Origin of the sequence: Achromobacter sp. K91, assembly GCF_003576205.1 — a bacterium.
Taxonomy (GTDB): Bacteria; Pseudomonadota; Gammaproteobacteria; order Burkholderiales; family Burkholderiaceae_B; genus Achromobacter; species Achromobacter aegrifaciens.
The window spans coordinates 114,332-139,618 of record NZ_QWFB01000086.1 but is presented as its reverse complement, the minus strand read 5'-3'; the positions used below and the strand labels follow the sequence as shown (position 1 = coordinate 139,618).

At 67.4% G+C, this 25,287-nt stretch carries 27 protein-coding genes and 1 riboswitch; of the genes, 10 read left to right on the top strand and 17 right to left on the bottom strand.

Translation table 11 applies throughout. The features are described from left to right. Position 1 precedes the first annotated feature (1 nt). A complete protein-coding gene (locus tag DXK93_RS31355) occupies positions 2–871 on the top strand; it encodes a universal stress protein (protein WP_054455020.1) in 870 nt (289 codons plus the stop codon). Between the two features lie 59 nt (positions 872–930). Here DXK93_RS31355 and DXK93_RS31350 read toward each other — a convergent pair whose 3' ends face one another. The 4 genes from DXK93_RS31350 to DXK93_RS31335 form a co-directional block, all read right to left on the bottom strand. Next, entirely contained in the window at positions 931–2,187 is a 1,257-nt protein-coding gene (locus DXK93_RS31350; RefSeq protein WP_119452172.1) for a muropeptide transporter, read from the bottom strand. A gap of 104 nt (positions 2,188–2,291) precedes the next feature. Beyond that, on the bottom strand, positions 2,292–2,906 hold the full coding sequence (metW, locus tag DXK93_RS31345) for a methionine biosynthesis protein MetW (protein ID WP_054455023.1): 615 nt from the start codon (positions 2,904–2,906) through the stop codon (positions 2,292–2,294). After that, entirely contained in the window at positions 2,903–4,162 is a 1,260-nt protein-coding gene (locus tag DXK93_RS31340) for a homoserine O-acetyltransferase (RefSeq protein ID WP_181953334.1), read from the bottom strand. The genes metW and DXK93_RS31340 overlap by 4 nt, the downstream gene beginning before the upstream one ends. Further along, positions 4,152–4,233, bottom strand: a riboswitch (SAM riboswitch). (Overlaps the previous gene by 11 nt.) Positions 4,234–4,320: 87 nt before the next feature. After that, positions 4,321–5,076: a GntR family transcriptional regulator gene (locus DXK93_RS31335; RefSeq protein WP_054455025.1), complete on the bottom strand. Its 756-nt coding sequence runs from the start codon at positions 5,074–5,076 to the stop codon at positions 4,321–4,323. Positions 5,077–5,262: 186 nt separating this feature from the next. On the opposite strand from DXK93_RS31335, the gene DXK93_RS31330 reads away from it, so the two are divergent. The 5 genes from DXK93_RS31330 (at position 5,263) to DXK93_RS31310 (ending at position 9,939) form a co-directional block, all read left to right on the top strand. Beyond that, positions 5,263–5,544 carry a UxaA family hydrolase gene (locus DXK93_RS31330; protein WP_042795507.1) on the top strand — a complete coding sequence of 94 codons (282 nt, stop codon included), beginning with the start codon at positions 5,263–5,265 and terminating at the stop codon, positions 5,542–5,544. A gap of 27 nt (positions 5,545–5,571) precedes the next feature. Beyond that, positions 5,572–6,747 carry a UxaA family hydrolase gene (locus DXK93_RS31325; protein ID WP_119452171.1) on the top strand — a complete coding sequence of 392 codons (1,176 nt, stop codon included), beginning with the start codon at positions 5,572–5,574 and terminating at the stop codon, positions 6,745–6,747. A gap of 179 nt (positions 6,748–6,926) precedes the next feature. Continuing rightward, positions 6,927–7,937 (top strand): tripartite tricarboxylate transporter substrate binding protein, encoded by a 1,011-nt coding sequence (locus tag DXK93_RS31320; RefSeq protein WP_054455029.1) that lies wholly within the window; start codon positions 6,927–6,929, stop codon positions 7,935–7,937. 20 nt (positions 7,938–7,957) lie between these two features. Then, complete coding sequence (locus tag DXK93_RS31315; protein WP_054455031.1) at positions 7,958–8,893, top strand: hydroxyacid dehydrogenase; 936 nt, start codon at positions 7,958–7,960, stop codon at positions 8,891–8,893. 38 nt (positions 8,894–8,931) lie between these two features. Next, positions 8,932–9,939 carry an Ldh family oxidoreductase gene (locus DXK93_RS31310; RefSeq protein ID WP_119452170.1) on the top strand — a complete coding sequence of 336 codons (1,008 nt, stop codon included), beginning with the start codon at positions 8,932–8,934 and terminating at the stop codon, positions 9,937–9,939. A 1-nt stretch (position 9,940) separates the two neighbouring features. Here DXK93_RS31310 and DXK93_RS31305 read toward each other — a convergent pair whose 3' ends face one another. After that, positions 9,941–10,837: an AEC family transporter gene (locus DXK93_RS31305; protein ID WP_054455035.1), complete on the bottom strand. Its 897-nt coding sequence runs from the start codon at positions 10,835–10,837 to the stop codon at positions 9,941–9,943. Between the two features lie 199 nt (positions 10,838–11,036). Between DXK93_RS31305 and DXK93_RS31300 the strand changes: the two genes are divergently transcribed. After that, on the top strand, positions 11,037–11,276 hold the full coding sequence (locus tag DXK93_RS31300) for a helix-turn-helix transcriptional regulator (RefSeq protein WP_082401106.1): 240 nt from the start codon (positions 11,037–11,039) through the stop codon (positions 11,274–11,276). On the opposite strand, the gene DXK93_RS31295 is transcribed toward DXK93_RS31300, so the two are convergent. Further along, positions 11,266–11,805: a hypothetical protein gene (locus DXK93_RS31295; protein WP_054455039.1), complete on the bottom strand. Its 540-nt coding sequence runs from the start codon at positions 11,803–11,805 to the stop codon at positions 11,266–11,268. The genes DXK93_RS31300 and DXK93_RS31295 overlap by 11 nt on opposite strands. A gap of 60 nt (positions 11,806–11,865) precedes the next feature. Between DXK93_RS31295 and DXK93_RS31290 the strand changes: the two genes are divergently transcribed. The 3 genes from DXK93_RS31290 (at position 11,866) to DXK93_RS31280 (ending at position 14,966) form a co-directional block, all read left to right on the top strand. After that, the gene (locus DXK93_RS31290; RefSeq protein ID WP_054455043.1) at positions 11,866–12,759 is read left to right on the top strand and encodes an alpha/beta hydrolase; all 894 of its coding nucleotides are present in this window, start codon (positions 11,866–11,868) and stop codon (positions 12,757–12,759) included. Between the two features lie 32 nt (positions 12,760–12,791). Continuing rightward, entirely contained in the window at positions 12,792–14,363 is a 1,572-nt protein-coding gene (gshA, locus tag DXK93_RS31285) for a glutamate--cysteine ligase (protein WP_119452169.1), read from the top strand. A gap of 81 nt (positions 14,364–14,444) precedes the next feature. Then, entirely contained in the window at positions 14,445–14,966 is a 522-nt protein-coding gene (locus DXK93_RS31280; RefSeq protein WP_054455046.1) for a lipocalin family protein, read from the top strand. A gap of 15 nt (positions 14,967–14,981) precedes the next feature. Here DXK93_RS31280 and DXK93_RS31275 read toward each other — a convergent pair whose 3' ends face one another. The 11 genes from DXK93_RS31275 to DXK93_RS31225 all read right to left on the bottom strand — a co-directional run bounded on the left by DXK93_RS31275 (position 14,982) and on the right by DXK93_RS31225 (position 25,265). After that, a complete protein-coding gene (locus tag DXK93_RS31275; RefSeq protein WP_119452168.1) occupies positions 14,982–15,926 on the bottom strand; it encodes a succinylglutamate desuccinylase/aspartoacylase family protein in 945 nt (314 codons plus the stop codon). Between the two features lie 49 nt (positions 15,927–15,975). Continuing rightward, positions 15,976–16,965, bottom strand: a complete 990-nt coding sequence (locus tag DXK93_RS31270) for a tripartite tricarboxylate transporter substrate binding protein (RefSeq protein ID WP_054455051.1) — start codon at positions 16,963–16,965, stop codon at positions 15,976–15,978. A gap of 150 nt (positions 16,966–17,115) precedes the next feature. After that, positions 17,116–18,030 (bottom strand): LysR family transcriptional regulator, encoded by a 915-nt coding sequence (locus DXK93_RS31265; RefSeq protein ID WP_013391216.1) that lies wholly within the window; start codon positions 18,028–18,030, stop codon positions 17,116–17,118. A gap of 31 nt (positions 18,031–18,061) precedes the next feature. Next, positions 18,062–18,946, bottom strand: a complete 885-nt coding sequence (locus tag DXK93_RS31260) for an alpha/beta hydrolase (RefSeq protein WP_054455052.1) — start codon at positions 18,944–18,946, stop codon at positions 18,062–18,064. Then, positions 18,939–19,712, bottom strand: a complete 774-nt coding sequence (locus DXK93_RS31255; protein ID WP_119452167.1) for a GntR family transcriptional regulator — start codon at positions 19,710–19,712, stop codon at positions 18,939–18,941. The genes DXK93_RS31260 and DXK93_RS31255 overlap by 8 nt, the downstream gene beginning before the upstream one ends. 72 nt (positions 19,713–19,784) lie before the next feature. Then, positions 19,785–20,477, bottom strand: a complete 693-nt coding sequence (locus DXK93_RS31250; RefSeq protein ID WP_054455055.1) for an ABC transporter ATP-binding protein — start codon at positions 20,475–20,477, stop codon at positions 19,785–19,787. Further along, positions 20,464–21,234, bottom strand: a complete 771-nt coding sequence (locus DXK93_RS31245) for an ABC transporter ATP-binding protein (RefSeq protein WP_119452166.1) — start codon at positions 21,232–21,234, stop codon at positions 20,464–20,466. The genes DXK93_RS31250 and DXK93_RS31245 overlap by 14 nt, the downstream gene beginning before the upstream one ends. Continuing rightward, entirely contained in the window at positions 21,224–22,210 is a 987-nt protein-coding gene (locus DXK93_RS31240; RefSeq protein ID WP_119452165.1) for a branched-chain amino acid ABC transporter permease, read from the bottom strand. Before DXK93_RS31240 ends, DXK93_RS31245 begins: the two co-directional genes overlap by 11 nt. Then, entirely contained in the window at positions 22,207–23,121 is a 915-nt protein-coding gene (locus tag DXK93_RS31235; protein ID WP_054455060.1) for a branched-chain amino acid ABC transporter permease, read from the bottom strand. The genes DXK93_RS31240 and DXK93_RS31235 overlap by 4 nt, the downstream gene beginning before the upstream one ends. Next, complete coding sequence (locus DXK93_RS31230) at positions 23,118–24,302, bottom strand: ABC transporter substrate-binding protein (RefSeq protein WP_054455062.1); 1,185 nt, start codon at positions 24,300–24,302, stop codon at positions 23,118–23,120. The genes DXK93_RS31235 and DXK93_RS31230 overlap by 4 nt, the downstream gene beginning before the upstream one ends. A 51-nt stretch (positions 24,303–24,353) precedes the next feature. Next, positions 24,354–25,265 (bottom strand): fumarylacetoacetate hydrolase family protein, encoded by a 912-nt coding sequence (locus DXK93_RS31225; RefSeq protein ID WP_013391208.1) that lies wholly within the window; start codon positions 25,263–25,265, stop codon positions 24,354–24,356. Positions 25,266–25,287: the final 22 nt, after the last annotated feature.

Below are 25,287 nucleotides of genomic sequence, written 5' to 3'. Positions count from 1 at the left end.
TATGACACAGCAAACTGGCCCCATCCTGTTGGCGACCGACCTGAGCGCGCGCGGCGACCGCGCCCTGGACCGCGCGCTGCAGCTGGCCAAGGAACTCAACACCAAGCTCATCGTCCTGCATGTCATGGAATCCCATGCCACGCCGGCTCGCCTGACCACGCCCGTGTGGCGGCGCCTGTCGACGGACCACAAGGCGCTGGCCGAGCGCGAGCTGGCCGAGGACCTGGCCGCCGCCGACGTGGCGACCGAAGTGGTGGTGGTCAGCGGCGATCCGCTGGTCCGCATCATGGAAACCGCCGACAGCTACGGCTGCTCGCTGATCGTCACCGGCACCGCGCGCGATGAAACCCTGGGCCGCCTGCTGCTGGGCACCACGGTCGAAAAGCTGGCCCGCCAGGCACGCCAGCCCGTACTGGTGGTCAAGACCCGTCCGCGCCGGCCCTACCGCGACGTGCTGGTCGCCACGGACTTCTCCGCCGGCTCGCGCCAGGCGCTGCGCGCCGCGCTGCACCTGGTGCCGAACGCGGACCTGACCTTGTTCCACTCCTACGACGTCCCCTTCCAGGGCAAGAACACGCCGGATGACGCCATCACGCGCAGCTTCTACAAGGCGGCCGAGCAGAGCGCCCAGGACTTCATCGCCGAAACGCCCGAACTCGCCCAGGTCGCCGCACCCAAGGTGGTGCTGGAATGCGGCCAGCCGGAAACCGTGCTGTCGGAATACTCCTTCAACCACCGTTCCGATCTGGTCGTGACGGGCACCCATGGCCGCACCGGCATCCTGCGCACCGCCATCGGCAGCGTGGCCGAACGGCTGCTGGAGTCGCTGCCCAGCGACGTGCTGATCGTCAGGTTGCTCGGCGAGGAATAAACCCCGGTCCGGCCATGAAAAAACGGCGCCTCGGCGCCGTTTTTTTGGACCCGCCGGCTTCAAGCCGGGGCCTGATCGCCCTGCTTCTCCATGGTTTCTATCGTGCCGCGCAGCAGATGCAGCAGCACCAGGCCCGGCAACGCGATGGCCACGGTCAGCAGGAAGAAACCCGGCCAGCCCATGGCTTCCACCAGCGGCGGCGTGAGAGGGCCGGCCAGGTAGGTCCGGCCCACCGCCGACAGCGCCGACAGCAGCGCGAACTGGGTCGCCGAAAACTGCTGGCGGCACAACGCCATTAGCAGGCCAACGAAGGACGCCGTGCCCAGGCCGCCGCACAGGTTCTCGATTCCCACGCCCGCGGCCATCAGCCAGAGGTTCTTGGGACTGACGGCGATCAGCCAGTACGCCAGATTCGACACCGCCTGCAGCAGCCCGAACGCCATCAGCGACCGGTACAGGCCCCAGCGCGACATGAGCGACCCGCCCGCCAGTGCGCCGATGATGGTGGCGGCCAGCCCCAGCACCTTGTTCACCGTACCCACTTCCGTCGGCGTGAAGCCCGCGCCGCGGATCAGGAAGGTGGTGGACAAAGCCCCCGCGAACGCGTCGCCCAGCTTGTACAGCACGATCAGCAGCAACACCGCCAGCGCGCCGCGCCGCGTGAAGAATTCCCGCAAAGGCTCGCCCACGGCCTCGCGCAGCGTACGCGGCGGTCGGGCGACGTGCTCGGGTTCGGGCGCCCAGAAGGTCGCCAACGCGCACAACAGCATCAGCCCGCCCATCAGCACATAGGTATTGCCCCAGCCTATCCACTGGTCCGCCAGGATCAGCGCCAGCCCGCCCGACACGATCATCGCCAGCCGGTAGCCCATGACCTTGATGGCCGCGCCGGCGCCGCGCTCATCCTTGCGCAGCACGTCCGTGCAATAGGCATCGAAAGCAATGTCCTGCGTGGCCGACAGAAACGCCACCAGCACGGCCAGCAGAGCCAGCGTCTGCAAGGCGGACGAAGGCGACAAGGCGCCCATCGCCATGATGGCCACGGCCAGCAGCAACTGCGTCAGCAGCATCCAGCCGCGCCGCCGCCCCAGCAAGGGCGGCGCGTAGCGGTCCACCAAGGGAGCCCACAGGAACTTGAGGGTATAGGCGCTGCCCACCAGGGTCAGGAAACCGATCTGCTGCAGCGGCACGTTTTCCACCGTGGCCCAGGCCTGCAAGGTGCCGCTGGTCAGGGCCAGAGGCAATCCGCTGGCGAATCCCAGGACCAGCAAGGGGGCCACGCGGGGGCTGGTATAGACGTTGGATGCAGCGGTAATGACGGTCTCCTAAAACAACGCGCCAGCGCACCGCTGGCGGCCGCAGGCTTGCGGCATTTTAGGGCCTATGCGCCCGCGCCGCAGGCAGCAGGCGTGTCGGAATGTCAGGGCGACGCGAAGCGGTACACCGCCAGGGTGCTGCGCCAGCTGGGCAGCAGCTTGACCTCGCGTCCTTCGTTGAAGGTGGCGCGTTCCAGGATGGACAGGCGCAATTCGCCGGCCAGCTGCTCGAAGTCGCGCAGCGTGCACAAGTGAATGTTCGGCGTGTTGTACCACTGGTAGGGCATCTGGCCCGTCACCGGCATGCGGCCGCGCAGGATGGCCCAGCCGTGCGGCCAGTAACCGAAGTTGGGAAACGACACCACGCCGTAGCGCGCCACCCGTGCCATTTCGCGCAGGATGTGCTCGGTGCGATGCATCGATTGCAGGGTCTGCGACAGCACCACGGTATCGAACTGCTTGTCGTCGAACAGCGCCAGCCCGTCTTCCAGGTTCTGCTGGATCACTTCAACGCCGCGCCGCACGCAGGCGATGACGCAGTTGTCGTCCAGTTCCACGCCCGCGCCCCGCACCTGCCGGTGGTCGCGCAGATGCGCCAGCAGCGCGCCGTCGCCGCAGCCCAGGTCCAGTACGCGGCTGCCGGGCTCGATCCAGCTGGCGATGCGCGCCAGGTCGGGCCGCAAGACGCTGTGCGCGGGTCGGGGAGTCACGGGAGTCATGCGGAACGTCCTTCGGTCTGGGCGGCAACGCCGAGCCCGAGCTCGCGCGCGATGCGTTCGTAATAGCCGCGAACCACGGCATGGTAGCGCGCGTCTTCCAGCAGGAAGGCGTCGTGGCCGTGCGGCGCGTCGATCTCGGCGTAGGTCACGGGGCTGGCATTCTTCAGCAACGCACGCACGATTTCGCGCGAACGCTCCGGCGGGAAGCGCCAGTCGGTCGAGAACGACACCAGCAGGAAATCGGCCTTGGCCGGAGCCAGCGCGCGGGCCAAATCGCCGCCGGTGGTGCGCGCCGGGTCGAAGTAGTCCAGCGCGCGCGTAATCAGCAGATAGGTGTTGGCGTCGAAATAACGGGTGAATTTCTCACCCTGATAGCGCAGGTACGACTCCACCTCGAACTCGACGTCGTAGCCGTAGTGGTACGCGCCGTTCTCGGCCGGCGCGCGCTGGGCGCGGCCGAACTTCTCGGCCATGTCGTCGTCGGACAGGTAGGTGATGTGGCCAAGCATGCGCGCCACCGACAGGCCGCGGCGCGGCACGGTATCCTGCGCGTAGTAGTCGCCGCCGTGGAAATCCGGATCGGTGATGATGGCGCGGCGCGCCACCTCGTTAAAGCCGATGTTCTGCGCCGACAGGCGCGGCGTGCTGGCGATGACCACGCAATTGGCCACGCGGTCGGGCAACGTAATGGCCCAGCTGAGCGCCTGCATGCCGCCCAGCGATCCGCCCATCACGGCGGCGAAACGTTCGATGCCGAAGTGGTCCGCGACCCTGGCCTGCGCCCTTACCCAGTCCTCGACGGTCAGCACCGGAAAAGCGGCGCCCCAGGGCTTGCCGGTTTCCGGATTGATACTGGCCGGGCCGGTCGAGCCGAAGCAGGAGCCCAGGTTGTTGACGCCGATGACGAAGAAGACGTTGGTGTCCACCGCTTTGCCGGGCCCCACCATGTTGTCCCACCACCCCACGTCGCTGGGATTGTCGGCCGCCTGCCCCGCCACGTGGTGCGAAGCGTTCAGCGCGTGGCAGATCAGCACCGCGTTGCTGCGCTGGGCATTGAGCGTGCCGTAGGTTTCGACCGCCAGTTCGTAGGCAGCCAGCGACTGGCCGCTCTGCAAGGACAGGGGCTCATCGAAACGGATGAAGGTGGGGGCAACGAGACCGACCGAACCGGGATCAGCGGAAGCGGAAGTCGTGACGGTTGCGGGTACGAACCCGCTGGCCGAATCACCGGCCAAATTTTGGGCAGGAGTGGTCATACGGACCTCTTTAGCTGGATTTATTGGAAGGCGCCCGCAAGCGGATCAGGCAAATCGGCGCCGAAAAATTTTGTACTGCGGCAGGAATTCTAGCACTGCTGACGCGCGCCGCAACGGCCGGCGGCCCATCCGGTCCGCCTGGCGCGCGCGGCGGCCATTCAGGCGCCGGCCTCCCAGGGCTCCTGGCCCAGGTACTCGTAGCGTTCGGTGTTGACGCGCGAGATGCGCCATTCCACCGCCTGCCGCTTGTAGGAAAACGCCACGCGGCGGATCTCCAGCAAGGGGCTGCCTTCGGCCACGCCCAGCGCCCGCGCCTGCGTGCGTTCGGCCACGCAGGTGCGCAGCCGCTCGTCGGTGGCGATCACATTGACGCCGAATACGTCCTGGTACAGCGCATACAGCGTGCTGGCGCGGTCGCGCAGGTGCGCTTCGGTCATGCCCGGAAAGCATGCTTCCGGCAGGCAGATCTCATCCATCATCACCACGTCGCCATTGAGCGACAACAGGTTGAGGAACTCGAACACCATGGCGCCGGCGGGCAGGTTCAGCTTCTCGCGCGCGATGGCCGAGGCCCGCACGCGGCGAAAGCGCAGCAGCTCGGTCGCGGGATAGGACTTGTCGCCGTCCTGCCGCACGATGCGGAAGAACTTGAAGAAATGGTGGTTGCGCGTGTGCACGGCCACAAAGGTGCCGCGGCCCTGATGCCGCACCAGGATGTTCTCCGCAGCCAGTTCGTCGATGGCCTTGCGCAAGGTGCCGATGGAGACGCCGAAACGTTCCGCCAGCAGCTTCTCGGGCGGGATCGCCTCGCCCTGCTTCCATTCGCCCTGCGCCAGCGCGGCCAGCACGGCCTGCTTGACCTGCGCGTACAGAGGACTGCCCAAAGGCACGGTCGAGGACAGGCTGGTGTTCATGGGTGCATCGCAAAAATCAGGAGCCCACAGTGTAGCGGCGGGGACGGAACCTGCTCAAGTCATACAATTCATATATATGATTTAGTTGACACGCACGAAGCGCGGTCCTAAGATTTCCTGGCCGTAGCGATCCGCGCCCTGCCGCCGCACCAGCCGGGCGCCCCCAAGCCCAAGAGAGGAAGACAAATGATTCACGCCGTATTGCACGATGCCAAGGACACGGTGGCGGTCGCCGTCGTGGAAGGAGTCACCGCCGGAACGGAACTGAACGCCTGGATCATGGATGAAGACAAGATCATCCACGTGCGCGCATCGCAGGACATCCCCATCGGACACAAGGTGGCGATGAAGGACATGGCCGTGGGCGACACCGTCTTCAAGTACGGCGTCGACATCGGCCGCGTGGTGGAGCCCATCAAGGCCGGCCAGCACGCCCATGTGCACAACATCAAGACCAAGCGCTGGTAAGCCCCCCACCCCGCACAGGAATCCGCCATGTCCATCCTCACCGCCTCGACCACCTTCCAGGGCTACCGCCGCGACAACGGCCGCGTCGGCGTCCGCAACCACGTCATCGTCCTGCCCGTGGACGATATTTCGAATGCCGCAGCCGAAGCCGTGGCCAACAACATCAAGGGCACGATGGCCCTGCCTCATCCCTATGGCCGACTGCAATTCGGCGAGGACCTGGAGCTGCACTTCCGCACCCTGATCGGCACCGGCTGCAATCCCAACGTCGCCGCAGTGGTGGTAATCGGTATCGAGGAAGGCTGGACCAAGCGCGTGGTGGACGGCATCGCCGCCACCGGCAAGCCGGTCATGGGCTTCAGCATCGAACTGCACGGCGACCACGACACCATCATGCGCGCCTCGCGCTGCGCCAAGGAATTCGTGCACTACGCCACGGCCCTGACGCGCAGCGAATGCCCCATCGCCGACCTGTGGGTGTCGACCAAATGCGGCGAATCCGACACCACCTCCGGCTGTGGCGCCAACCCCACCGTGGGCAACGCTTTCGACAAGCTGTACGCGCTGGGCTCCACGCTGGTCTTCGGTGAAACCTCGGAACTCACCGGCGGCGAACACATCGTGGCCGAGCGCTGCGCCAACGACGCGGTGCGCGAGCGCTTCATGTTCATGTTCAACCGCTACCAGGCCATGATCGACCGCTGGAAGACCAGCGACCTGTCCGAATCCCAGCCCACCAAGGGCAACATCGCGGGCGGACTGACCACCATCGAGGAAAAGGCGCTGGGCAACATCCAGAAGATCGGCAAGCAATGCCGCGTGGACGGCGTGATCGACAAGGCCGAGATCCCGGACGGCCCGGGCCTGTGGTTCATGGACTCGTCCTCCGCCGCGGCCGAAATGGTGACCTTGTGCGCGGCCTCGGGCTACGCCGTGCACTTCTTCCCCACCGGCCAGGGCAACGTCATCGGCAACCCGATACTGCCGGTCATCAAGATCTGCGCCAATCCGCGCACGGTGCGCACCATGTCCGAACACATCGACGTGGACACCAGCGGCCTGCTGCAGCGTGAAATCGACCTGAACCAGGCCGGCGACAAGCTGCTGGAATGCATGCTGGCCACCGCCAACGGCCGCTGGACCGCGGCCGAAGCGCTGGGCCACCGCGAATTCGTCCTGACCCGCATCTTCGAAAGCGCTTAATCGCGCCTGTCGTCCCTGGCAACGGCGCGTCCGCAAGCAGGATTGCGGACGCGCCGTCCTGCCGCCAGCATTTCCCCGCAGCATCGTCTCAGAACCACACCAGCAGACCCGGGCGACATCCGCCACGGCAGCACAGGCGGTTGCATTCCTACCCGGGCGTCCCCCAAGGAGGAAGACAGATGAACAGCGAACACGATCACCATCCCGACGCCGCGCAACGCCGGCGCCTGCTTGCCGCCCTGGGCGCCGCCGGCCTCTGTGCCCTGGCGCCCTGGCAGCGCGCGCTGGCGCAGAAAGCCTGGCCCGAACGTCCGATCAATTACGTGGTGCCCTTTCCGCCCGGCGGCCTGACCGACGTGGCCGCGCGCCAGGTCGGCAAAGCGCTAAGCGACGCCGAACGCTGGAACGTGGTGGTGGAAAACAAGCCCGGCGGCAGCGCCAACATCGGCGCCGCCCACGTTTCCCATGCCGCTCCGGACGGCTACACCTGGCTGGCGATCACGCTGTCGCACGCCGCCAACGCGACGCTCTTTGCCGGCAAGGCGGGCTACGACCTGACGCGCGACCTCACGCCGCTGGCCGGCCTGGCTTCCTCGCCCATCATGGTGGTGGTCAACGCCAAGAGCGACATCAAGAGCATGGCCGATCTGGCCAAGGCCGCCCGCTCGAAATCGCTGTCGGCCGGCTCCAGCGGCAACGGCACGCCGCCGCACCTCACCCTGGCGCTGTACCAGAAGCTCACCGGCGTACCGATGATGCACATTCCCTACAAGGGCGGCGCGCCGTCCCTCACCGACCTGATAGGCGGCCACCTGGACGTGGTGTTCTCCAACTATCCGGAATCGCTCTCGCACGTGAAGAACGGCTCGTTGCGGGCGCTGGCCATCACCACCCGCGAACGCAGCGCGGACCTGCCCGACGTGCCCACCGTGAAGGAAGCCGGCCTGCCGGACCTGATCGTCGAGAACTTCACCGGCGTGCTGGCACCCGCGGGCACGCCGCCGGAGCTGGTGCAGCGCATCGGCGACGCCATCGTGCGCCAGGTCTCGCAGCCCGCCATGAAGCAGGCGCTGCTGCAGTTGGGCTTCGTGCCGCAGCCGCGCGGCCCCGCGGAGTTCGGCGCCTACCTGAAGTCCGAGGTCGACCGCTGGGCCAAGATCATCCGCGACGCCAACATCCAGATCGCCTGAGCACCGTGGAGTCCCAACCGATGCATATCCTCATTTCCGAGTTCATGGACGCGCCCGCGGTCGACGCGCTGCGCCAGCGGTTCAAGGTGCGGTACGAGCCCGAACTGGTGGAGCAGCGCGATGCCTTGCTGGCCGCGGCGGCCGACGCCGACGCCCTCATCGTGCGCAACCGCAGCAAGGTCGACGCCGCCCTGCTGCAGGCGGCCCCGCGGCTGCGGGCCGTGGGCCGCCTGGGCGTAGGGCTGGACAACATCGACCTGGACGGTTGCGCCGCGCGCAACATCGCGGTGATACCGGCCACCGGCGCCAACGCGCGCGCTGTCGCCGAGTACGTCGTGGGCGCCATGCTGATGCTGCTGCGCGGCGCCTACGGGTCGACGGCCGAGGTCGCGGCGGGCGCATGGCCGCGCAACGCGCTCTCGCAGGGGTTGGAGGCGCACAACCGCATGCTGGGCATCGTGGGCTTCGGCGGCATAGGCCGGCTGACCGCAAGCCTGGCGCAAGGACTGGGCATGCGCGTGGCCGGCTGCGACGCCGCGCTGCCGCCAGACCATCCCGCGTGGCGGGAGACCGGCGTCACCGCCCTGCCGCTGGACGAGCTGCTGGCCCAGGCCGATGCCATCACCCTGCACCTGCCGCTCACGCCCGGCACGCGGCGGTTGATGGACGCCGGCCGCATCGCGCGCATGCGGCCCGGCGCCGTGTTGATCAACACCTCGCGCGGCGGCATCGTGGACGAGGCCGCGCTGGCGGATGCCCTGCGCACGGGCCATCTGCGCGGCGCGGCGCTGGACGTGTTCGAACAGGAACCCCTGCCCGCCGGCAGCCCGCTGGCGGGCGCGCCCAACCTGATCCTGACGCCGCATATCGCCGGGCTGACGCAGGAAGCCAACACCCGGGTTTCTGACATGGTGGCCGCCGGGGTGACAATGGCGCTTACCGGCGGCGACCGATGAAGCCACACGGCCCGGCGCGCGCCCTTGAAGAGAAGGATATGGCTCACATCTATCTGGACGAACTGCAACTCCTGGCCGCGGCCGGCCTGGCCGCCGCTGGCGCCAACCCGGCCATGGCCGACAGCACGGCGCGTGCGCTGGTCTTCGCCGAAAGCCAGGGACTCAGCTCCCACGGCCTGTCGCGCGTGCCTTTCTATGCCGGACACCTGCGCGCCGGCCGCGCCATCGGTACGGCGGTGCCGCGCATCGTGCATGAGCGCGGCGGCGCCGCACTGATCGATGCCGGGTCCGGCCTGGCCTTTCCCGCCTGCGCCATGGCGATCGAACAGGCCGGCCTGCGCGCCCGCGAGCATGGCGTAGCCTTCATCGGCGTGGCCAACAGCCACCACTTCGGCGAAGCCGGCTACCACCTGGAAGCCCTGGCCGACCTCGGGCTGGTGGGACTGGCGCTGAGCAACTCGCCCGCCGCCATGCCCGCCTGGGGCGGCAAGCGTCCGTTATTCGGCACCAACCCCATCGCCGCGGTCTTTCCGCGACGCGGCGGCGCGCGCCTGGTGATCGATCTGTCGCTGTCTCAGGTCGCGCGCGGCAAGCTCATGATCGCGGCCCGCGACAACCAGCCCATCCCCCTGGGCTGGGCGCTGGACGCCGACGGCCAGCCGACCACCGATCCCAAGGCCGGCCTGGCGGGCAGCATGCTGCCCGCGGGCGGCGTCAAGGGCGCGATGCTGGCGCTGATCATCGAATTGCTGGCTTGCGCGCTGACCGGCTCGCACTTCGGTTTCGAGACCGAGTCCTTCTTTGTCGACGAAGGCGGCCCGGCGCGGCTGGGCCAGGCCTTCATGGCGATCGACCCAGGCGCCCTGGCGGGCAACAACGCCTATCTGGATCGCGTCGAGGTCCTGGTCGACGCCATGCTGGAAGATGAAGGCGTGCGCCTGCCGGGTGATCGCCGCCGCAAGCTGCGCGACGAAGCGCTCAAGCATGGCGTGGAGATTCCCGATGCGTTGATGGCGCAATTGCGCACGATGTCGGGCGCGGGGTAGGTCAAACCCCGCGGCTGAACCAAAGTATCACCGGCGCCAGCAACAGGAACGCCACGGTCGACACCAGCACCGCGCCAGCCGCGGTATCGCCCTGCGTCGTGTAGCGCTTGACGTACATGTAGCTCACCACGGCGCAGGGCATGGCCATCTGCAGGCTCAGCGCCCCGGCGAGCACCGGTTCCAGATCCAGCGCCCACACCACCGCCAGCCCCGCCCCCAGGCCCACGGCCAGGCGGATGGCGGCGACCTTGGCGCCGTCGCGCAAGCCGTTGGACGGAATCAAGGCCAGCGCGTGACCCAGGCTCAGCAGCATCAGCGGCACGGTTACCGCGCCCAGCATGCGCGAGGTCTCGATCAGCCATGCGGGCACCGGCACGTGCATGAGACGCAGGGCCACGGCGACCAGCGAAGCCAGCAAAATCGGACTCTTCCAGCTGCCCTTGGTGTTGACGCCCGGCAACAGGCGCACCGCGATGGTGTGCATGACAAAGGAACTGACCGCGAAGAACGCGACCGCCACCGACAGGCCCGCGTCGCCAAAGGCCATCTGCGAAATCGGCAGCCCGAGGTTTCCGGCGTTGGGCAGGAAGGCCGTGGGCAGCAGCGTACGCACGGGCAGCTTCCATGCCTTCAGCAACAACGCGCACACCAGGGCGCACAGCAGCAGCGCCAGCAGGGTCGCCACCGCCACGTCGGCCAACGCGCGGTCGTCCAGGTGGGTGGTGACGAAAGTGTGGAACACCAGGGCCGGCGTGGTCACCGACGTCACCAGCATGGTGATGAAGGAACCGCCGAACGGCAGGTCCCGCTTGCCCCAATACACCCCTATGCCCGCGCAAAAGAGCAAAGGCAGCATCAGCACGATCGATGAAAAATAGAACTGCACGACGGCAGACATGCGCTTATTCCGTTAGAGATAAGAGGTTTGATGCATGAAGGCATCATCGCTTGCCGGGCAACGCGCCCGGGCGGCAGCATGGAGCAACTCGTCAATCGCCGGGCTTCTGCCCCCAACCGCCATGTCAGCCACCGCACACTCCGCCACGCCCCCGCATCTGGCCACACACGTGGCCACAAACCCGGCCGCGAATCCCACCTTGAACGCCGCGTCTGGTCCGGCCCGGCCCATCAAACCCCTGTCGGAACGCCAGGCCAGCTGCCTGCACTGGGCCGCCATGGGCAAGACCAGCTGGGAAACCGCCCGCATCCTGGGCGTCAGCGAAAGCACGGTGAATTTCCATCTGTGCAACGCCTGCGAAAAGCTCGGCGTGCGCGGCCGCCGCGCCGCAGTGGTCGCGGCATTGAGACTGGGCCTGATCGCGCCCGTCACGGCTTGATGACAACGGAACGCAGGAACTCATGCGCCCGCTCGGCCGGCAGGCTTTCCACGGTGCCGGCTGCCACGGCCTCGATCAACATGGTGTCGGTCACCCAGACCCTGGCGCGCAGCCAGCCCGGCTTGCCCATGGCCTTGCCCTGGACCTCGATGTCCTGCCCGTAGGCAGGCCATTCATTGGGCGGCGGCGATTGCATGTTGGCGTAGAGCGAATGCATCAGCGCCATGCCCAGCGCCTGCTTGGCGGCCGGATCCTTCGCGATGTCGGGTGGCAGCGGCGCCGATCCCACGGCGAAGACCGCCTCGCCCACGGTGGCGCTGGCCAGGGTAAAACGCAAGGTATGGGTATCCAGCTTCAGGTCGCGGGTGTCGGTCGTAACCCGGTCCGGAAACGCGGCGCGCGCGTGGCCGTCGGCCACGTCGACTTCGCGCCAGTTGTAACTGGGCGAGCAGGCCGTGATCAGCAGGGCCAGCGCGACAATTGCGCCGGCTTTCTTGAACATGAAACGAAACAGCGATGAAATCGTCATTACCCGAGGACCTGGACTGTCTATTCATTTCGAGGAAGCCAGAAATTGTCGCCGATTTCGATGACCCCCGCGCCCGACGGCACGCCACTGGCCAACTATGTGTGGCCAGCCGCGCCCAACGTGCCCCCGCCGATCGCCGGCCTGGGCACCCCCAGTATCTACCTGCTGCACGGACTTAGCGAGCATGCCGGGCGCTATGACCGCCTGGCGCGCTGGCTGACCGCGCGCGGCTGGACGGTGGGCGCCCATGACCACCGCGGCCATGGCCGCTCCGGCGGGCGGCCCGCCACCCTGAACCATGAGGACGATCTGGTCGTCGATGCGGTCGACCGCCTGCGGGCCTGGACCGCGGCCCATGGACGGCCGCCCATCCTGCTGGGCCACAGCCTGGGCGCGCTGGTCGCGGTGCGGATCGCCCTGCGCCGCCTGGCCGAGATCGACGGCCTGGTGCTCAGTTCGCCGCCGTTCGTGGTGCACGTGCCGCCGTGGGTGCGGCGCACCCTGACCTGGATGTCGCTGCATGCGCCCGACCTGCGCGTGCCCCACGGCCTGGCGCCCGCCCGCATTTCCCACGACCCGGCCGTGGTCAAGGCCTACCGCAGCGATCCGCTGGTGCGGCGCCAAATGACAGGACGCCTGGCGCGCTTCGTGGACGAAGGCGGCCGCGAGTCCCTGCGTGAAGCCCCGCTGCTGGCCTGCCGCACCCTGCTGATGGTGGCGGGCGACGATTCCATCGTCGCTGCCGAAGGCAGCCGCCAGTTCGCCCAGCGCGCACCCGCCGAACTGCTGACGCTGCGCTGGTACGACACCGCCTGGCACGAGATTTTCAATGAAACCGCCCCCATCGCCGATCCGGTCTACGCAGACCTGGACGAGTGGCTGGCGCGCACCGCTCAGGCATTGTCCCTGTCCCCAGTATTGACTCCCTCGGCACAGGAGGCCGGCACCCCGTAAAATCCGGCGACAGACCCAAACGAGAAGAACCCGTGACTGATACTGCCGCCAACCGCCTCTCCCGCCTGGAGGCCAACCGATCGCTGCTGACCCAGACCCTGCGGGGCATCGAAAAGGAAGGCCTGCGCGTGGACGAACAGGGTGTCCTGTCCCGCAAGCCGCACCCCGCCGGCCTGGGATCGGCGCTGACCAACGAACACGTCACCACCGACTACTCCGAATCCCTGCTTGAACTCATCACAGGCACGCACAAGGACGTCGACGCGCTGCTGGCCGAACTGACCAACACCCATCGCCACGTCTACAGCGTGCTGGACCATGAACTGATCTGGAATCAGTCCATGCCCGCCACGCTGCCGCCCGAAGCCGACATCCCCATCGCCTGGTACGGCAAGTCCAACACCGGCATGCTCAAGCACGTGTACCGCCGCGGCCTGGCCGTGCGCTACGGCAAGACCATGCAATGCATCGCCGGCGTGCACTACAACTTCTCGCTGGCCGAAGACCTGTGGTCCGTGCTGGACACGCAGCCGGGTAGCCCCCAGGACCGCCGTTCGCGCGGCTACATCGGCCTGATCCGCAATTTCACGCGCTATTCCTGGCTGCTGATGTACCTGTTCGGCGCCGCCCCGGCCTTGTCCAGCGACTTCCTGCGCGGGCGCGAACATCCGCTGAAAAAGCTGGATGACAGCACGCTGTACCTGCCCTACGCCACCAGCCTGCGCATGAGCGACCTGGGTTACCAGAACAAGGCGCAGTCGCAGCTCAAGCTCTGCTACAACGACCTGGACACGTTCCTGGGCCGCTTGTACGACGCCGTCAGCCAGCCCTGGCCCGACTACCAGAAGATCGGCACGCACCGCGGCGGCGAATGGATCCAGCTCAACACCAACGTGCTGCAGATCGAAAACGAGTACTACTCCAGCATCCGCCCCAAGCGCGCCACCGGCCGCTGCGAACGCCCGATCACGGCGCTGGCAGAACGCGGCGTGCAGTACGTTGAAGTGCGCTGCCTGGATATCGACCCGAACTCGCCGGTCGGCATCGACGCCAGCACCAGCCGCTTCGTCGACGCCTTCCTGCTGTTCTGCACCGCGTCCGACAGCCCCTTCTTCCCCGCCAACGGCTACTGTCAGCGCAGCGCCGACAACTTCTCGACCGTGGTCAAGGAAGGTCGCAAGCCCGGCCTCATGCTGGATCGCGAAGGCCAGCCCATCGGGCTGGCGCAATGGGGCCACGAACTGCTGGACCAGATCGCGCCCTACGCCGCGCTGTTCGACTCGGCCATGGGCGGCAGCGCCTATGCCGAGGCCCTGGCGGCCCAGCGCGCCAAGCTCGATCAGCCCGACTCCACGCCGTCGGCGCGCCTGCTGGCTTCGCTGACCGACAGCGGCCTGTCGTTCCATGACTATTCGCTGGACCTCAGCCGCAAGCATGCCGACGCGCTGCGCGCCCAGGCCTTGCCCGCCGACCTGGCGGCAGCCTATGAACAGGCCGCCGCGCAGTCCACGGCGGAACAGCTGCGCCTGGAGCAATCGGACACCGAGGATTTCGATACCTATGTGGCCCGCTACCACGCCGCGCTGAAGGCCCCGCGCAAATAAGGCGTATCGTTAGGGTTTTGATCCGCGCCGCCGGCCCTCCGGCCGGCGCGGACCGCTCTGTCACATCAGGAGGTTTCCCCCATGCGCCGCACCGCAACATTCCTGTTGGCCTTGGCCACCAGCGTGGCGGGGATAGTCCATGCCGCGCCGCCGCCCATGCAAACCGTGGAATCGGTGGACCTGAAGCGTTACGCAGGCATGTGGTACGAAATCGCGAATTTCCCCATGTTCTTCCAGCGCGACTGCGTGGGAGACACCACCGCCGAATACACCGCACATGCCGACGGCACGGTCGGCGTGAACAACCGCTGCCGCACCAAGGATGGCGACATCGATTCGGCCTCGGGCACCGCCACCGTGGTGGAAGGCAGCAACAACGCCAAGCTCGAAGTTTCGTTCTTCAAGCCGTTCAAGGGCGATTACTGGGTGATCGGCCTGGACCCCGAATACCGCTGGTCGGTGGTCGGCACCCCGGACCGGAAATACCTGTGGATCCTGTCGCGCTCGCCGCAGTTGCCCAAGGAAGAACTGGACAAGGCCCTGGATGCGGCCAAGGCCCAAGGCTATCAGCTGGATGAATTGCGGTTCACGCCGCAGAAGTAGAGCGAACCGCAGCGCTTAACCGGCGTAGTCCCGCGCCAGCCGCACCACCGTCACGCCCGGCTTCAGCTGGCGCAAGGACGGCATGACCAGCGTGCACTGATCGTACGGCGTCACGATGGGTTGGCCGTCGGCCCAGCCTATCGTCGATCCGGCGTGCTCGAACGTTTCCAACCCGGTCCAGGGCTGCGAGAAGCGCAGGTCCATGGATGGCGCGACCACCGCGTCCGTCACTTCCAGCACGCGCTGGTTTTCGGCATCCGGCAACAGCCAGCCCGCCGGCACGTCCGCCGCATCCGCCACGCCCGACTCCAGCAGCATGCGCGCCACCATGTCGCGCGCCACGTCGCGCGCAGCCAGCTCGCCATGGAAACCGCATTCGATCAGCAAGGCGCAGGCGTCTTCTCGGGCGGGATCGCCGAACTGGCCGAAGTCGCGCATGCGCACGCCGTCCTTATGCCCCGCGTCCACGATCACGTGCTGCGGCGCCTTCAGGCGGCGCGCCAGCGCAATGTTGCGCGGCAGGACGCCGGTCAGCAGCAAGGGCGCACCCGGCTCATGCATGGAATGCAGGTCCAGCAGCCAGTCCGCGCGCTCCACCCAGGGACGCAGCTCGGCGCCGCGCCGGCGGTCCGGCGTCGTGGGATTGTCCAGGCGTTCGGCACTCCAGACGCGGTTCATGTCTTCGGCGACGAAGCGCGAGGCGTCGTGGTTGGCGTGGTCGAAGCGGTCGAACGCATCCAGATTGCAGAATGCCAGCGTCAGGCTGCCGCGGCGAGGCCGCACGCCCGCCGCCAGCAGGTCCTTCAAGGCCCAGGCGCCGCACAACTCGTTGCCGTGCACCAGCGCGGACACCATCAACGCGCGCCCCGGAAGGCCTGAATCGAAATGCCACACGCCAGGGGTGCCGGTATTGCCGGCGCGCTCGGCGCTCAGGTCGGGTACGGGAAGCTTGAATTCCATGGATGTCGTCCGCTGCGGTACTAGGGTGTTGCGATGATCCGGTTTCGGATCACTGGGCTTCGATCTTGGCGGCCTTGACCAGCGCGCCGTATTTCCTGGTTTCCTCGGCCTGATAGGCCGCCGGGTCCAGGCCCGGTTGCGACAGCACGCCGCCGGCTTCCTGCATCTTGGCGCGGAACTGCTCCGACTTCAGCGTGTCGGCCAGCGCGCTGCGCAGCTTGGCGGCCACCGGCTCCGGCAAGCCGGCCGGGCCATAGAGCGCGAACCAGACGCTGATGTCCACGGACTCGAACCCCGGGGTTTCGGCCAGGGCCGGCAGGTCCGGCGCCACCGGCGAACGCTTCTTCTCGGTCACGCCCAGCGCCACGATCTTGTCGGCGCGCACTTGCGGCAGGCCCGAGGACAGCACCAGCATGCCGTAGTCCAGTTGACCGCTCATCAAGTCCGTCACCAGCGGCGCCACGCCGCGGTACGGCACGTGCTCGGCGCGCGTGCCGGTCGACTGGTTGATCATCTCGCCGGCCAGGTGCAGGGTCGTGCCCACGCCGGAAGAACCGTAGTTGAAGCTGCCGGGCGCGGAGGCGCGCAGCTTCTGCAGGTATTCGGCGGCGGTCTTCACGCCGGAATTCTTGCTGGCGGCCAGCAGCATGGGCTGCGAGGCGATCACGCCCAGCGGCGAAAAGTCCTTCACGCTGTCGTACTTGACCGCGTTGTTGATCATGCTGGCGATGACCATCTCATTGGTCGAGCCCAGCAGCAGCGTGTAGCCGTCGGGCGCGGCGCGCGCCACGCGCTGCGCGCCGATGGTGCCGCCGGCGCCGCCCACGTTCTCGACCACCACGCTCTGGCCCAGGCGCTTGGCCAGTTCTTCGCCAAACAGGCGGGCGGTCAGGTCCACGCTGCCGCCCGCCGGGTAGCCGACCACCAGAGAAATGGCGCGTTCGGGATACTCGGCGTGGGCGGAAGGCGCCGCGGCCAGCGCCGAGACGGCACAGATAGCGGCGAGCGCGCCGCGCAATGGATGCAGGACGGATTTCATGTTTTCTCCCTGGGGTGCTGAGGCGGACGGCGGCGCCGTCTCATTTAATGTTTCGGGAGCTATTCTCGGGCGTACACCAGGGATATTTCGTGCTGAATCGACACATGGCCGTGCGGATTCGGCACACGCCGGACGCGCGGCTGACGGATTTCACGCCTTGCGACTGGCCGTCGCTTCCCAGGCCGCTTCGGCCAGGTCCGCCAGGCGCGCCCGCGAACGGTACAGCCGCACCTCGAACGAGATTTCCTCGCTACGGCCGCCCAGGGCTGCCAGCGCGCCGCGGCGGCAGTCCGCCGCCACCATGGACCACGGCAGCCAAGCCACGCCCAGCCCCTTGGCGACCGCGCCATGCGCCGCGTCCAGCGAGTCGCTGCGCAAGAATGGCGCCAGGGCGTACGGCGTGGCCTCCAGGCGGTCGCCCACAATGCGTTCCATCGCGAGGCCGCCCGCATAGGTGATCAAGGGCACGGACGGACCGCCTTCCTGCAGCACGTAACGGGGCCGGCCGCGGGAATCCGCCTGGCTGACGGGCACGAGCTTGTCTGTGCCCAGGGTCATGTAACGGTAGCGCCCCGGGCTCAGCTGCACCGACAGGGCCGGATGCTCGTAGCAGCACAGCAGGTCCACCCGGCCCTGCTCCAGCCGCGCCGCCATGTCCTGCATCATGCCGGTGGACAATTCGACCTGCGTGCCCTCGGTCAACACCTTGGGCGTGCGGTGGCGCAGGCGCGCGATCCAGTCGGCCACCAACGTGCGGGCCAGGCTGCGGCCGGTGGCGATGCGCAGCACCGCCTCCCCGCCTGCGCCGAAACTGCGGATGCGATGGCGCACCTGCCCCATCTGCTCCACCACCTGCGTCGCGGTCTTGAGCAAGGCCTCGCCTTCGGCGGTCAGGACCACCGGCAGGCGCTGGCGTTCGATCAACGGCGCGCCGGCCCAGGCCTCCAGCGCGCGGATGCGTCGGCCGAACGCCGGATGAGTGACGTGGCGCAGCTCGGCCGCGCGCACGAAGCTGCCGGTCTGCGCCAGGGCAATCAGGTCTTCAAGGAGTTTCAGGTCGGCCATGGACGTCAAGCTTACGCCATCGGCCAGCCGTTCACTTGGCGCCCAGCCCCATCATCGCCAGGGTGGCGCGGGTCAGATCGCTGTCCGGATTTTCCAGTTCATTGACCAGGTCAAAATGATTGCAGTGCGGCGTCGGAATACGGGTGGAGGCCAGCCCCGCAGCATTCCACGCCGCTTCGTACGCCGCCGTCTGGTTCTTGAAACCCTGCGTCTCCAACCCGCCCACGGCCAGCAGCATCGGGCCTGCACGTTCCGGCAGATGGAAGATCGGGCTTTGGTGCGCGGCCTGCTCTGGCGTCAGCTGCAGCCAGGTGTTGGGCAGGATATCGCACAGCGGCCGCAGGTCGAACAGCCCGCTCAATGCCAGCGTGCCCTTGATCACGTCGTCCGGCACGCCGTAGCGTGCCTGCCATTCGGGCGCGACCAGCATGCCGGCCAGATGGCCGCCCGCCGAACTGCCGCTGACGTAGATCCGTTCAGGGTCCACGCCATAGGCCGCCACGTTGCGGTACAGCCAGGCCACGGCGGAGCGCACTTCGCGTACCACTTCGCCCAGGGTCGCCTCGGGCACCAGCGTGTATTCCAGGGTAGCCACGGCGGCGCCCGCGGCGTTGAAGGCCTCTGCCATCACGGGCGCGTCTTCCTTGCGCTGCGCGCGCCAATAGCCGCCGTGGATGAACACGAACAGCGGCGCCCGCGCCTGCGAGGCGGCGGGCAGGAACAGGTCCAGCCTTTCATCCTGGCCCATGCCGTAGCGCAGGTCCAGCACGCCCGGGCGGCGCGTGCGCACCCGCGCCGAGGACTCGGCATAGCGGCGCACGCAGGCGTCGAAATCCGGCACCGATTCGCGCGCGTTGTATTGCACCTCGCGCTCGGCGATGGTGGGAAAGAAGAGATCGATGTCGCTGTTATGCATGCCTGGCCTGCGATGTTGGCTGCGATTGGGGCTGGGAGATGATGCGTTCGATGAACTGCGCGGTCTTGCGGTAGTGCGCGGCGAGCATGGCGACCGAGCCTTCCACGTCGCGCGAGATGGCGGCGTCCAACAGCTGGCGGTGCTCGTCGTCGACGTTGCGTTCAGGCCCGTAGGCGGTCGCGCCGGCGCGCGCCGGACGGCGGTAGCGCTCGGTCTGCGCGTAGAGCTGGGTGGACAGGTCCAGCAGCCAGTTGGAACGGCACGCGCCGATCAGCGCGTGGTGGAACTCCAGGTGGCGCGCCTCCAGCAGCTCGTCCAATTCTTCCGACGGCTCGGCGGCCTGGTCGGCCCGCTGCGCGGCCAGCGTCAGCGCATGGTACGCGCCGACCAGGCGCGTTTCCCAGGCGTCGTCGGCGTTGGCCAGCGAGCGGCGCAGCGCGTCGCAGTCGATCAGGATGCGGGTTTCACAGGCGTCCCACATTTCTTCGACCGACAAGGGCGCGATGCTGAAGCCGCGCGACGTGGTGCTGATGACCATGCGCTCGCTGCGCAGGCGGTTGAGGGCTTCGCGGATGGGAGAGAAGCTGCTGCCGTAGCGCTGCTTCAGCAATTCCAGCCGCAAGGACTGGCCCGGCGCGAAGGCGCCGCGCATGATGTCGCGCCGAAGCAGGCGGTAAACCTGCTCGGACAGCGTGATTTCCTCTATGCCGGCGCTCCCGTCCGATCCGGGATCGTCCTGGCGGGAAGCTTTTATTCTAGGCTTCAAGATGGTCTCCAGATGTCAGCGGCCGGGGCGCGTATCCGCGCACAGGCGGCTCATTCTACCCGCGCGGCCTGTTCATATGCCCAGGTAGCGCTGCGCCAGCTCGGGCTGGGCGGACAGCTCGGCGGGCTGCCCCGACCAGGCCACCCGGCCCTTGTCCACGATGTAGTGGCGGTCCACCAGCGTCGCCATTTCGGGCAGGTTCTTGTCGATCACCAGGATGGTCTGGCCTTCGGCCTTCAGCGCCCGCAGGCAACGCCAGATCTCCTGGCGGATGAGCGGCGCCAGTCCCTCGGTGGCTTCGTCCAGGATCAGGAGCTTGGGGTTGGTCATGAGGGCGCGCCCCACCACCAGCATCTGCTGTTCGCCGCCCGACAGCGTGCGCGACGACTGCCCGCGGCGCTCTTTCAAACGCGGGAACAGCGTGTAGACCCGCTCCAGATCCCATCCGCCCGGCGCGGCGCGCGAGGTCGCCACCAGGTTTTCCTGCACCGTCAGCGAACCGAACACGCGCCGGCCCTCCGGCACCAGCCCCACGCCCAGCCGCGCCACGCTGCTGGGCGCGGAGCGGCCCAGCGTGCGGCCGCGAAACTGCACCGCGCCGCCGGTGGCTGGCAGCATGCCCATCAGGGTCTTGATCGTGGTGGTCTTGCCCATGCCGTTGCGCCCGATCAGCGAGATCACCTCGCCTTCACTGGCCTCGAACGACATGCCGAACAGGACCTTGCTGGACCCGTAGCCGCCAGTCAGCCCTTCAACCTTCAACATGTTCTTCTCCCAGATACGCCGCGCGCACCTCCGGATGGCGGCGCACCTCCTCTGGCGAACCACTGAACACCACGCGGCCGTAGACCAGCACGCTGATGCGGTCGGCCAGCGCGAAGACCGCGTCCATGTCGTGTTCCACCAGCAGGATGCCGTAGTCGCCCTTCATGCCTTGCAAGAGCCGGGTCATGCGCGCCGATTCCTCCGGCCCCATGCCGGCCATGGGCTCGTCCAGCAGCAACAGCCGCGGCGAACGCGCCAGCGCCACCGCCAGCTCCAGCTGCCGTTTCTCGCCGTGCGCCAGGTCCGACGAACGCACGTGGCGGCGGTCCTCCAGCCCCACGTGCGTCAGCCACTGCATGGCCTCGGTCTTCAACGCCGCGTCATGACGCGGATTGGACCAGGCCTGGAAGGCGCGGCCGCCCTTGAGCATGCGCGACAGGATCACGTTCTCCAGCGCGGTGTACTCCTGGCACAGCTCGGTGATCTGGAACGAGCGGCCCAGCCCCAGGCGCGCACGCTCGAAGGCGCGCAGCGCGGTCACGTCCTGCCCATCCAAATGGATGGTCCCGGAGTCCGGCCGGATCTCGCCGCAGATCTGCGCGATCAGGGTGGACTTGCCCGCGCCGTTGGGGCCGATGATGGCGTGGATCTCGCCGGCGCGCACGTCCAGGTCCACGCCGTTGGTGGCCACCACCGCGTCGAAAGCCTTGCGCAGCTGCGTCAGGCGCAACAGGCTGGCGCTTGCGTCAGTCGGCATGGCGCGTCTCCAGCAGCTTTCCGAACAGGCCCTTCTGGCCCCACAGCACCACCAGCACCAGGATGGGCCCCATGTACAGCAGCCAGTGCTCGGTCAGGGACGACAGCATCTGCTCCAGCCCCAGGAATACCGCCGCGCCCGCGATCGGCCCGAGCAAGGTGCCCACGCCGCCCAGGATGACGATGGCCATGAGTTCGCCGGACTTGGTCCAGGCCGCCATGTCGGGCGTCACCAGCCCGGCATAGTTGGCCCACAGCACGCCGGCCAGCCCCGTGCCCACCGCCGACAGCACGAAGGCGCTGAGCCGGTACGGCGTGGGCGCCACGCCCAGGTTGATGGCGCGCCGCTCGCTCTGGCGCAGCGCCTGCAGCACCATGCCGAAGCGCGAGTTGGTCACGCGGATGCACAGCAGCGTCCAAAGGGTCAGCAGCGCCAGGCACAGGTAGTAGAAAACCATGGGGCTTTCCAGATTGATGCCCGGCAGCTCATTGCGCTGCGGAATCATCAGGCCATCGTCCCCGCCGTAGAACTGCAGCGACACCAGCACGAAGTACACCATCTGGCCGAACGCCAGCGTGATCATGATGAACTGCACGCCGCGCGTGCGCAGCGCCAGATAGCCGAACAGCCAGCCGGCCAACGCGCACACGATGAGCGCTATCGGCCACACCACAAGCGCCGCGTTGCTGCCAGCCCAGCCGAAGATCGGACCGGCTTCCGAAGTATGGAAGGCGATGATGCCGACCGCATAGCCGCCCAGCCCGAAGAACATGGCATGGCCGAAACTGACCATGGCGCCGTAGCCGATCACCAGGTCCAGGCTGACCGCGGCCAGGCCGTAGATCAGAAAGCGCGTCACCACGCCGATCAGGAACGGCGAACCCGAGGCCAGCGCCGCAGCCGGCAGCAGGATCAGCACCGCCAGGCCGCCCAGCCCCCAGCGGGCGCGGTTCGTAAGTGTGTATGCCATCGTCATCCTCGCGCCGGGAACAGCCCGCCCGGCTTGGCGATCAGCACGATCGCCATCAGTACATAGATGCTTGCCGAAGCCATGCCTGCGGCCAGCGGGTCCGCGGTGGCGGGCGAGAACATCGTCGACAGCAGCTGCGGCAGGAACGCGCGCCCCAGACTGTCCACCATGCCCACCAGCAAGGCGCCTGCCAAGGCGCCGCGCACCGAGCCGACCCCGCCGATCACGATGACCACGAAGGTGGTGATCAGGATGCGTTCGCCCATGCCGATTTCCACCGCCAGCAAGGGCGCGGCCATCACGCCGGCCAGCCCGCACAGCAAGGCGCCCAGGCCAAACACCAGCGTGTAGAGCTTGCGGATGTCTATGCCCAACGCGTCGACCATCTCGCGGTCGTCGGCGCCCGCACGGATCAGCATGCCGATGCGCGTGCGGTTGACCAGCCACCACAGGCCCACCGCCACCAGCGCGCCAATGGCGATGAACGACAGGCGGATCAGCGGATACTGGAATCCCGGCGCCAACGTCACCGCGCCTTCCAGGAAGCTTGGGATGCCCACCAGCGGCGGACGCCGGCCGAAGATCAGGCTGACCGCTTCGTTCGAGAACAGCAGCAGGCCGAAGGTGGCCAGGACCTGGTACAGGTGATCCCGCTTGTACAGCTTGCGTATCACCACCACTTCGACCGAAATGCCGTACAGGCCCGCCCCAAGCAGCGCCGCCAGCACGCCCGCGAGGAACGAGCCGGTAGTGCCGATGGCGTACGCCGCGCAGTAGGCGCCCACCATGTAGAACGAGCCATGCGTCAGGTTGACCACGCCCATGATGCCGAAGATCAGCGTCAGTCCGGCTGCCAGCATGAACAGCATGGCGCCGAACTGCAGCCCGTTGAGCAGCTGTTCAAACAGGAGCGTCATGACGGCATCTTGCAGAGTTGCGCGTAGGCGTCCTTGTCATCGGACACCAGCTTGCGGACCAGCTTCGGCGACAGGCTGCCGTCGCTGCCTTTCTCGATGCGCATCAGGTACAGATCCTGGATCGGATGCTGGTTGGTGTTCATGCTGAACTTGCCGCGCAGCGACGTGAACTCGGGCTTGCGCAGCGCGGCTCGAAACTCAGCCGCCTTGGACAGGTCGCCGCCGGTAGCCTTCAGGCCCGCGCCAATCAGCTGCGCGGTGTCGTAGGCCTGCATGGCGTAGTCCGTCGGCACACGGCCATAGGCGTCCTTGAACGCTTGCACGAAGGCCTTGGATTGCGCGTTGTCGAAGTCCTGCGACCAGATGCCGGTGATGTAGGCGCCGGCCGACGCGTCACCCGTGGCCTGGATCATGCGCGCATCCATCGAGAAGCTGGGCATCAGCATCGGGATGCTCTTGTTCAGCCCGGCCGCCGCGTACTGCTTGACGAAGTTGATGCCCGTGCCGCCCGGATGGAACTGATAGATGGCGTCGGGCGCCAGCGAACGCAGGCGCGCCAGCTCGACCGAGAAGTCCGACTGGTCGAGCTTGGTGTAGATTTCGGCGACCACTTCGCCCTTGTAGGTGCGCTTGAAGCCTTCGATGGCGTCGCGGCCCGCCTGGTAGTTGGGCGCCAGCAGCACGACCTTCTTGTATCCCAGTTCGTTGGCCGCCACGCCGCCGGCCGTATGGAAGGCGTCGTTCTGGTAGGACGCCACGAAGTAATTGGGATCGCACTTTTCGCCCGCGAAGTTCGACGGGCCGGGATTCAGGCTGACATAGAAGGCGCCGGACTTCACCACGCTGGGCACGACCGCTGCCAGCACGTTGGAGAAGTTCACGCCGGTATAGAGCTTGACGCCCGATTGCAGCAGGCGGTCGGCCGCCTGCTTGGCGTTGGCGGGCTTCAGGCCGTCGTCCTCGATCACCAACTGCACGGGCACGCCGCCCAGCTTGCCGCCGCCCTGCTTGATGGCCAGGTTGAACGCATCGCGCTCGTCCTCGCCGATGTAGCCCGCTGGCGTGGACAAGGTGGCGATGAAGCCGATCTTGACCGGTTCCGCGGCATGGGCCGCTCCCATGGACGCCGCGGCGCCCAGCGCGACGGACAACGCGCCGCCCAGTATCTGTTTCTTGATCATGTTTTTCCCCTTGGAGACTGCGTTGCCCGCCGCGGCGCGGCCAGGCGTTTTCTAGACCGCCACCACCGGATGGCGCAGCGTGCCGATGCCTTCGACGCAGGCCACCACCACGTCGCCCGGCCACAGCCATTCCTGCGGCTTGCGGCCCGCGCCCACGCCTTCAGGCGTGCCGGTGGCGATGATGTCGCCCGGCTCCAGCGTGATGCCCGCGCTGATGTCCGAGATCAGGAACGGCACCTTGAACAGCATGTGGCGCGTGTTCGAGCCCTGCTTCTTCTCGCCATTGACCGTCAGCCACAGATCCAGCACCTGCGGATCCGGGATCTCGTCGGCGGTCACGATGCACGGGCCGAAGGGCGCATAGGTGTCCTGGCCCTTGGAATAGATCCACTGGCCGGCGCGGCGGCAATCGCGCGCGCTCATGTCCAGCATCACGCTGTAGCCGAACACATAGGACAGCGCATCGGCTTCGGCCACGCGCGAGGCGCGGCGGCCCATGATCACGGCCAGCTCCACTTCCCAGTCCAGCTGCTGCGTGATCTTGGCGTTGTGCTCGATGGCGTCGCCCGGGCCGATGACGGTGGTGGGCGGCTTGGAGAAGATCACCGGCTGCTTGGGCAGGTCGGCCGAGGTATCCAGCGTACGGCTGGATTCCGCCACGTGCTCCACGTAATTCAGCCCGATGCCGAAGATGTTCTTGCGCGGACGCGGAATCGGCGCCAGCAGCTTGACGTTTTCCTGCGGCAGCGCGCTGCCCACGGGCCAGTTGCCGCGATAAGCCTCCATCAGCTTGCTGGCCTGCGCCACCGCCACGGGGCCCAGGTCGATGAAAGCCAGCATGTCGTCGGGCAGGTCCACGCCGCCTGCGCGGCCCAGCAGGGCCAGGTCAATCACATAGCCTTCGGCCAGCGCGCCCAGGCGGGCAGCGGCGGTGGGATGGGCGCGAAAAGTTACCAAGCGCATAAGAACTCCATAAATTCAGGAC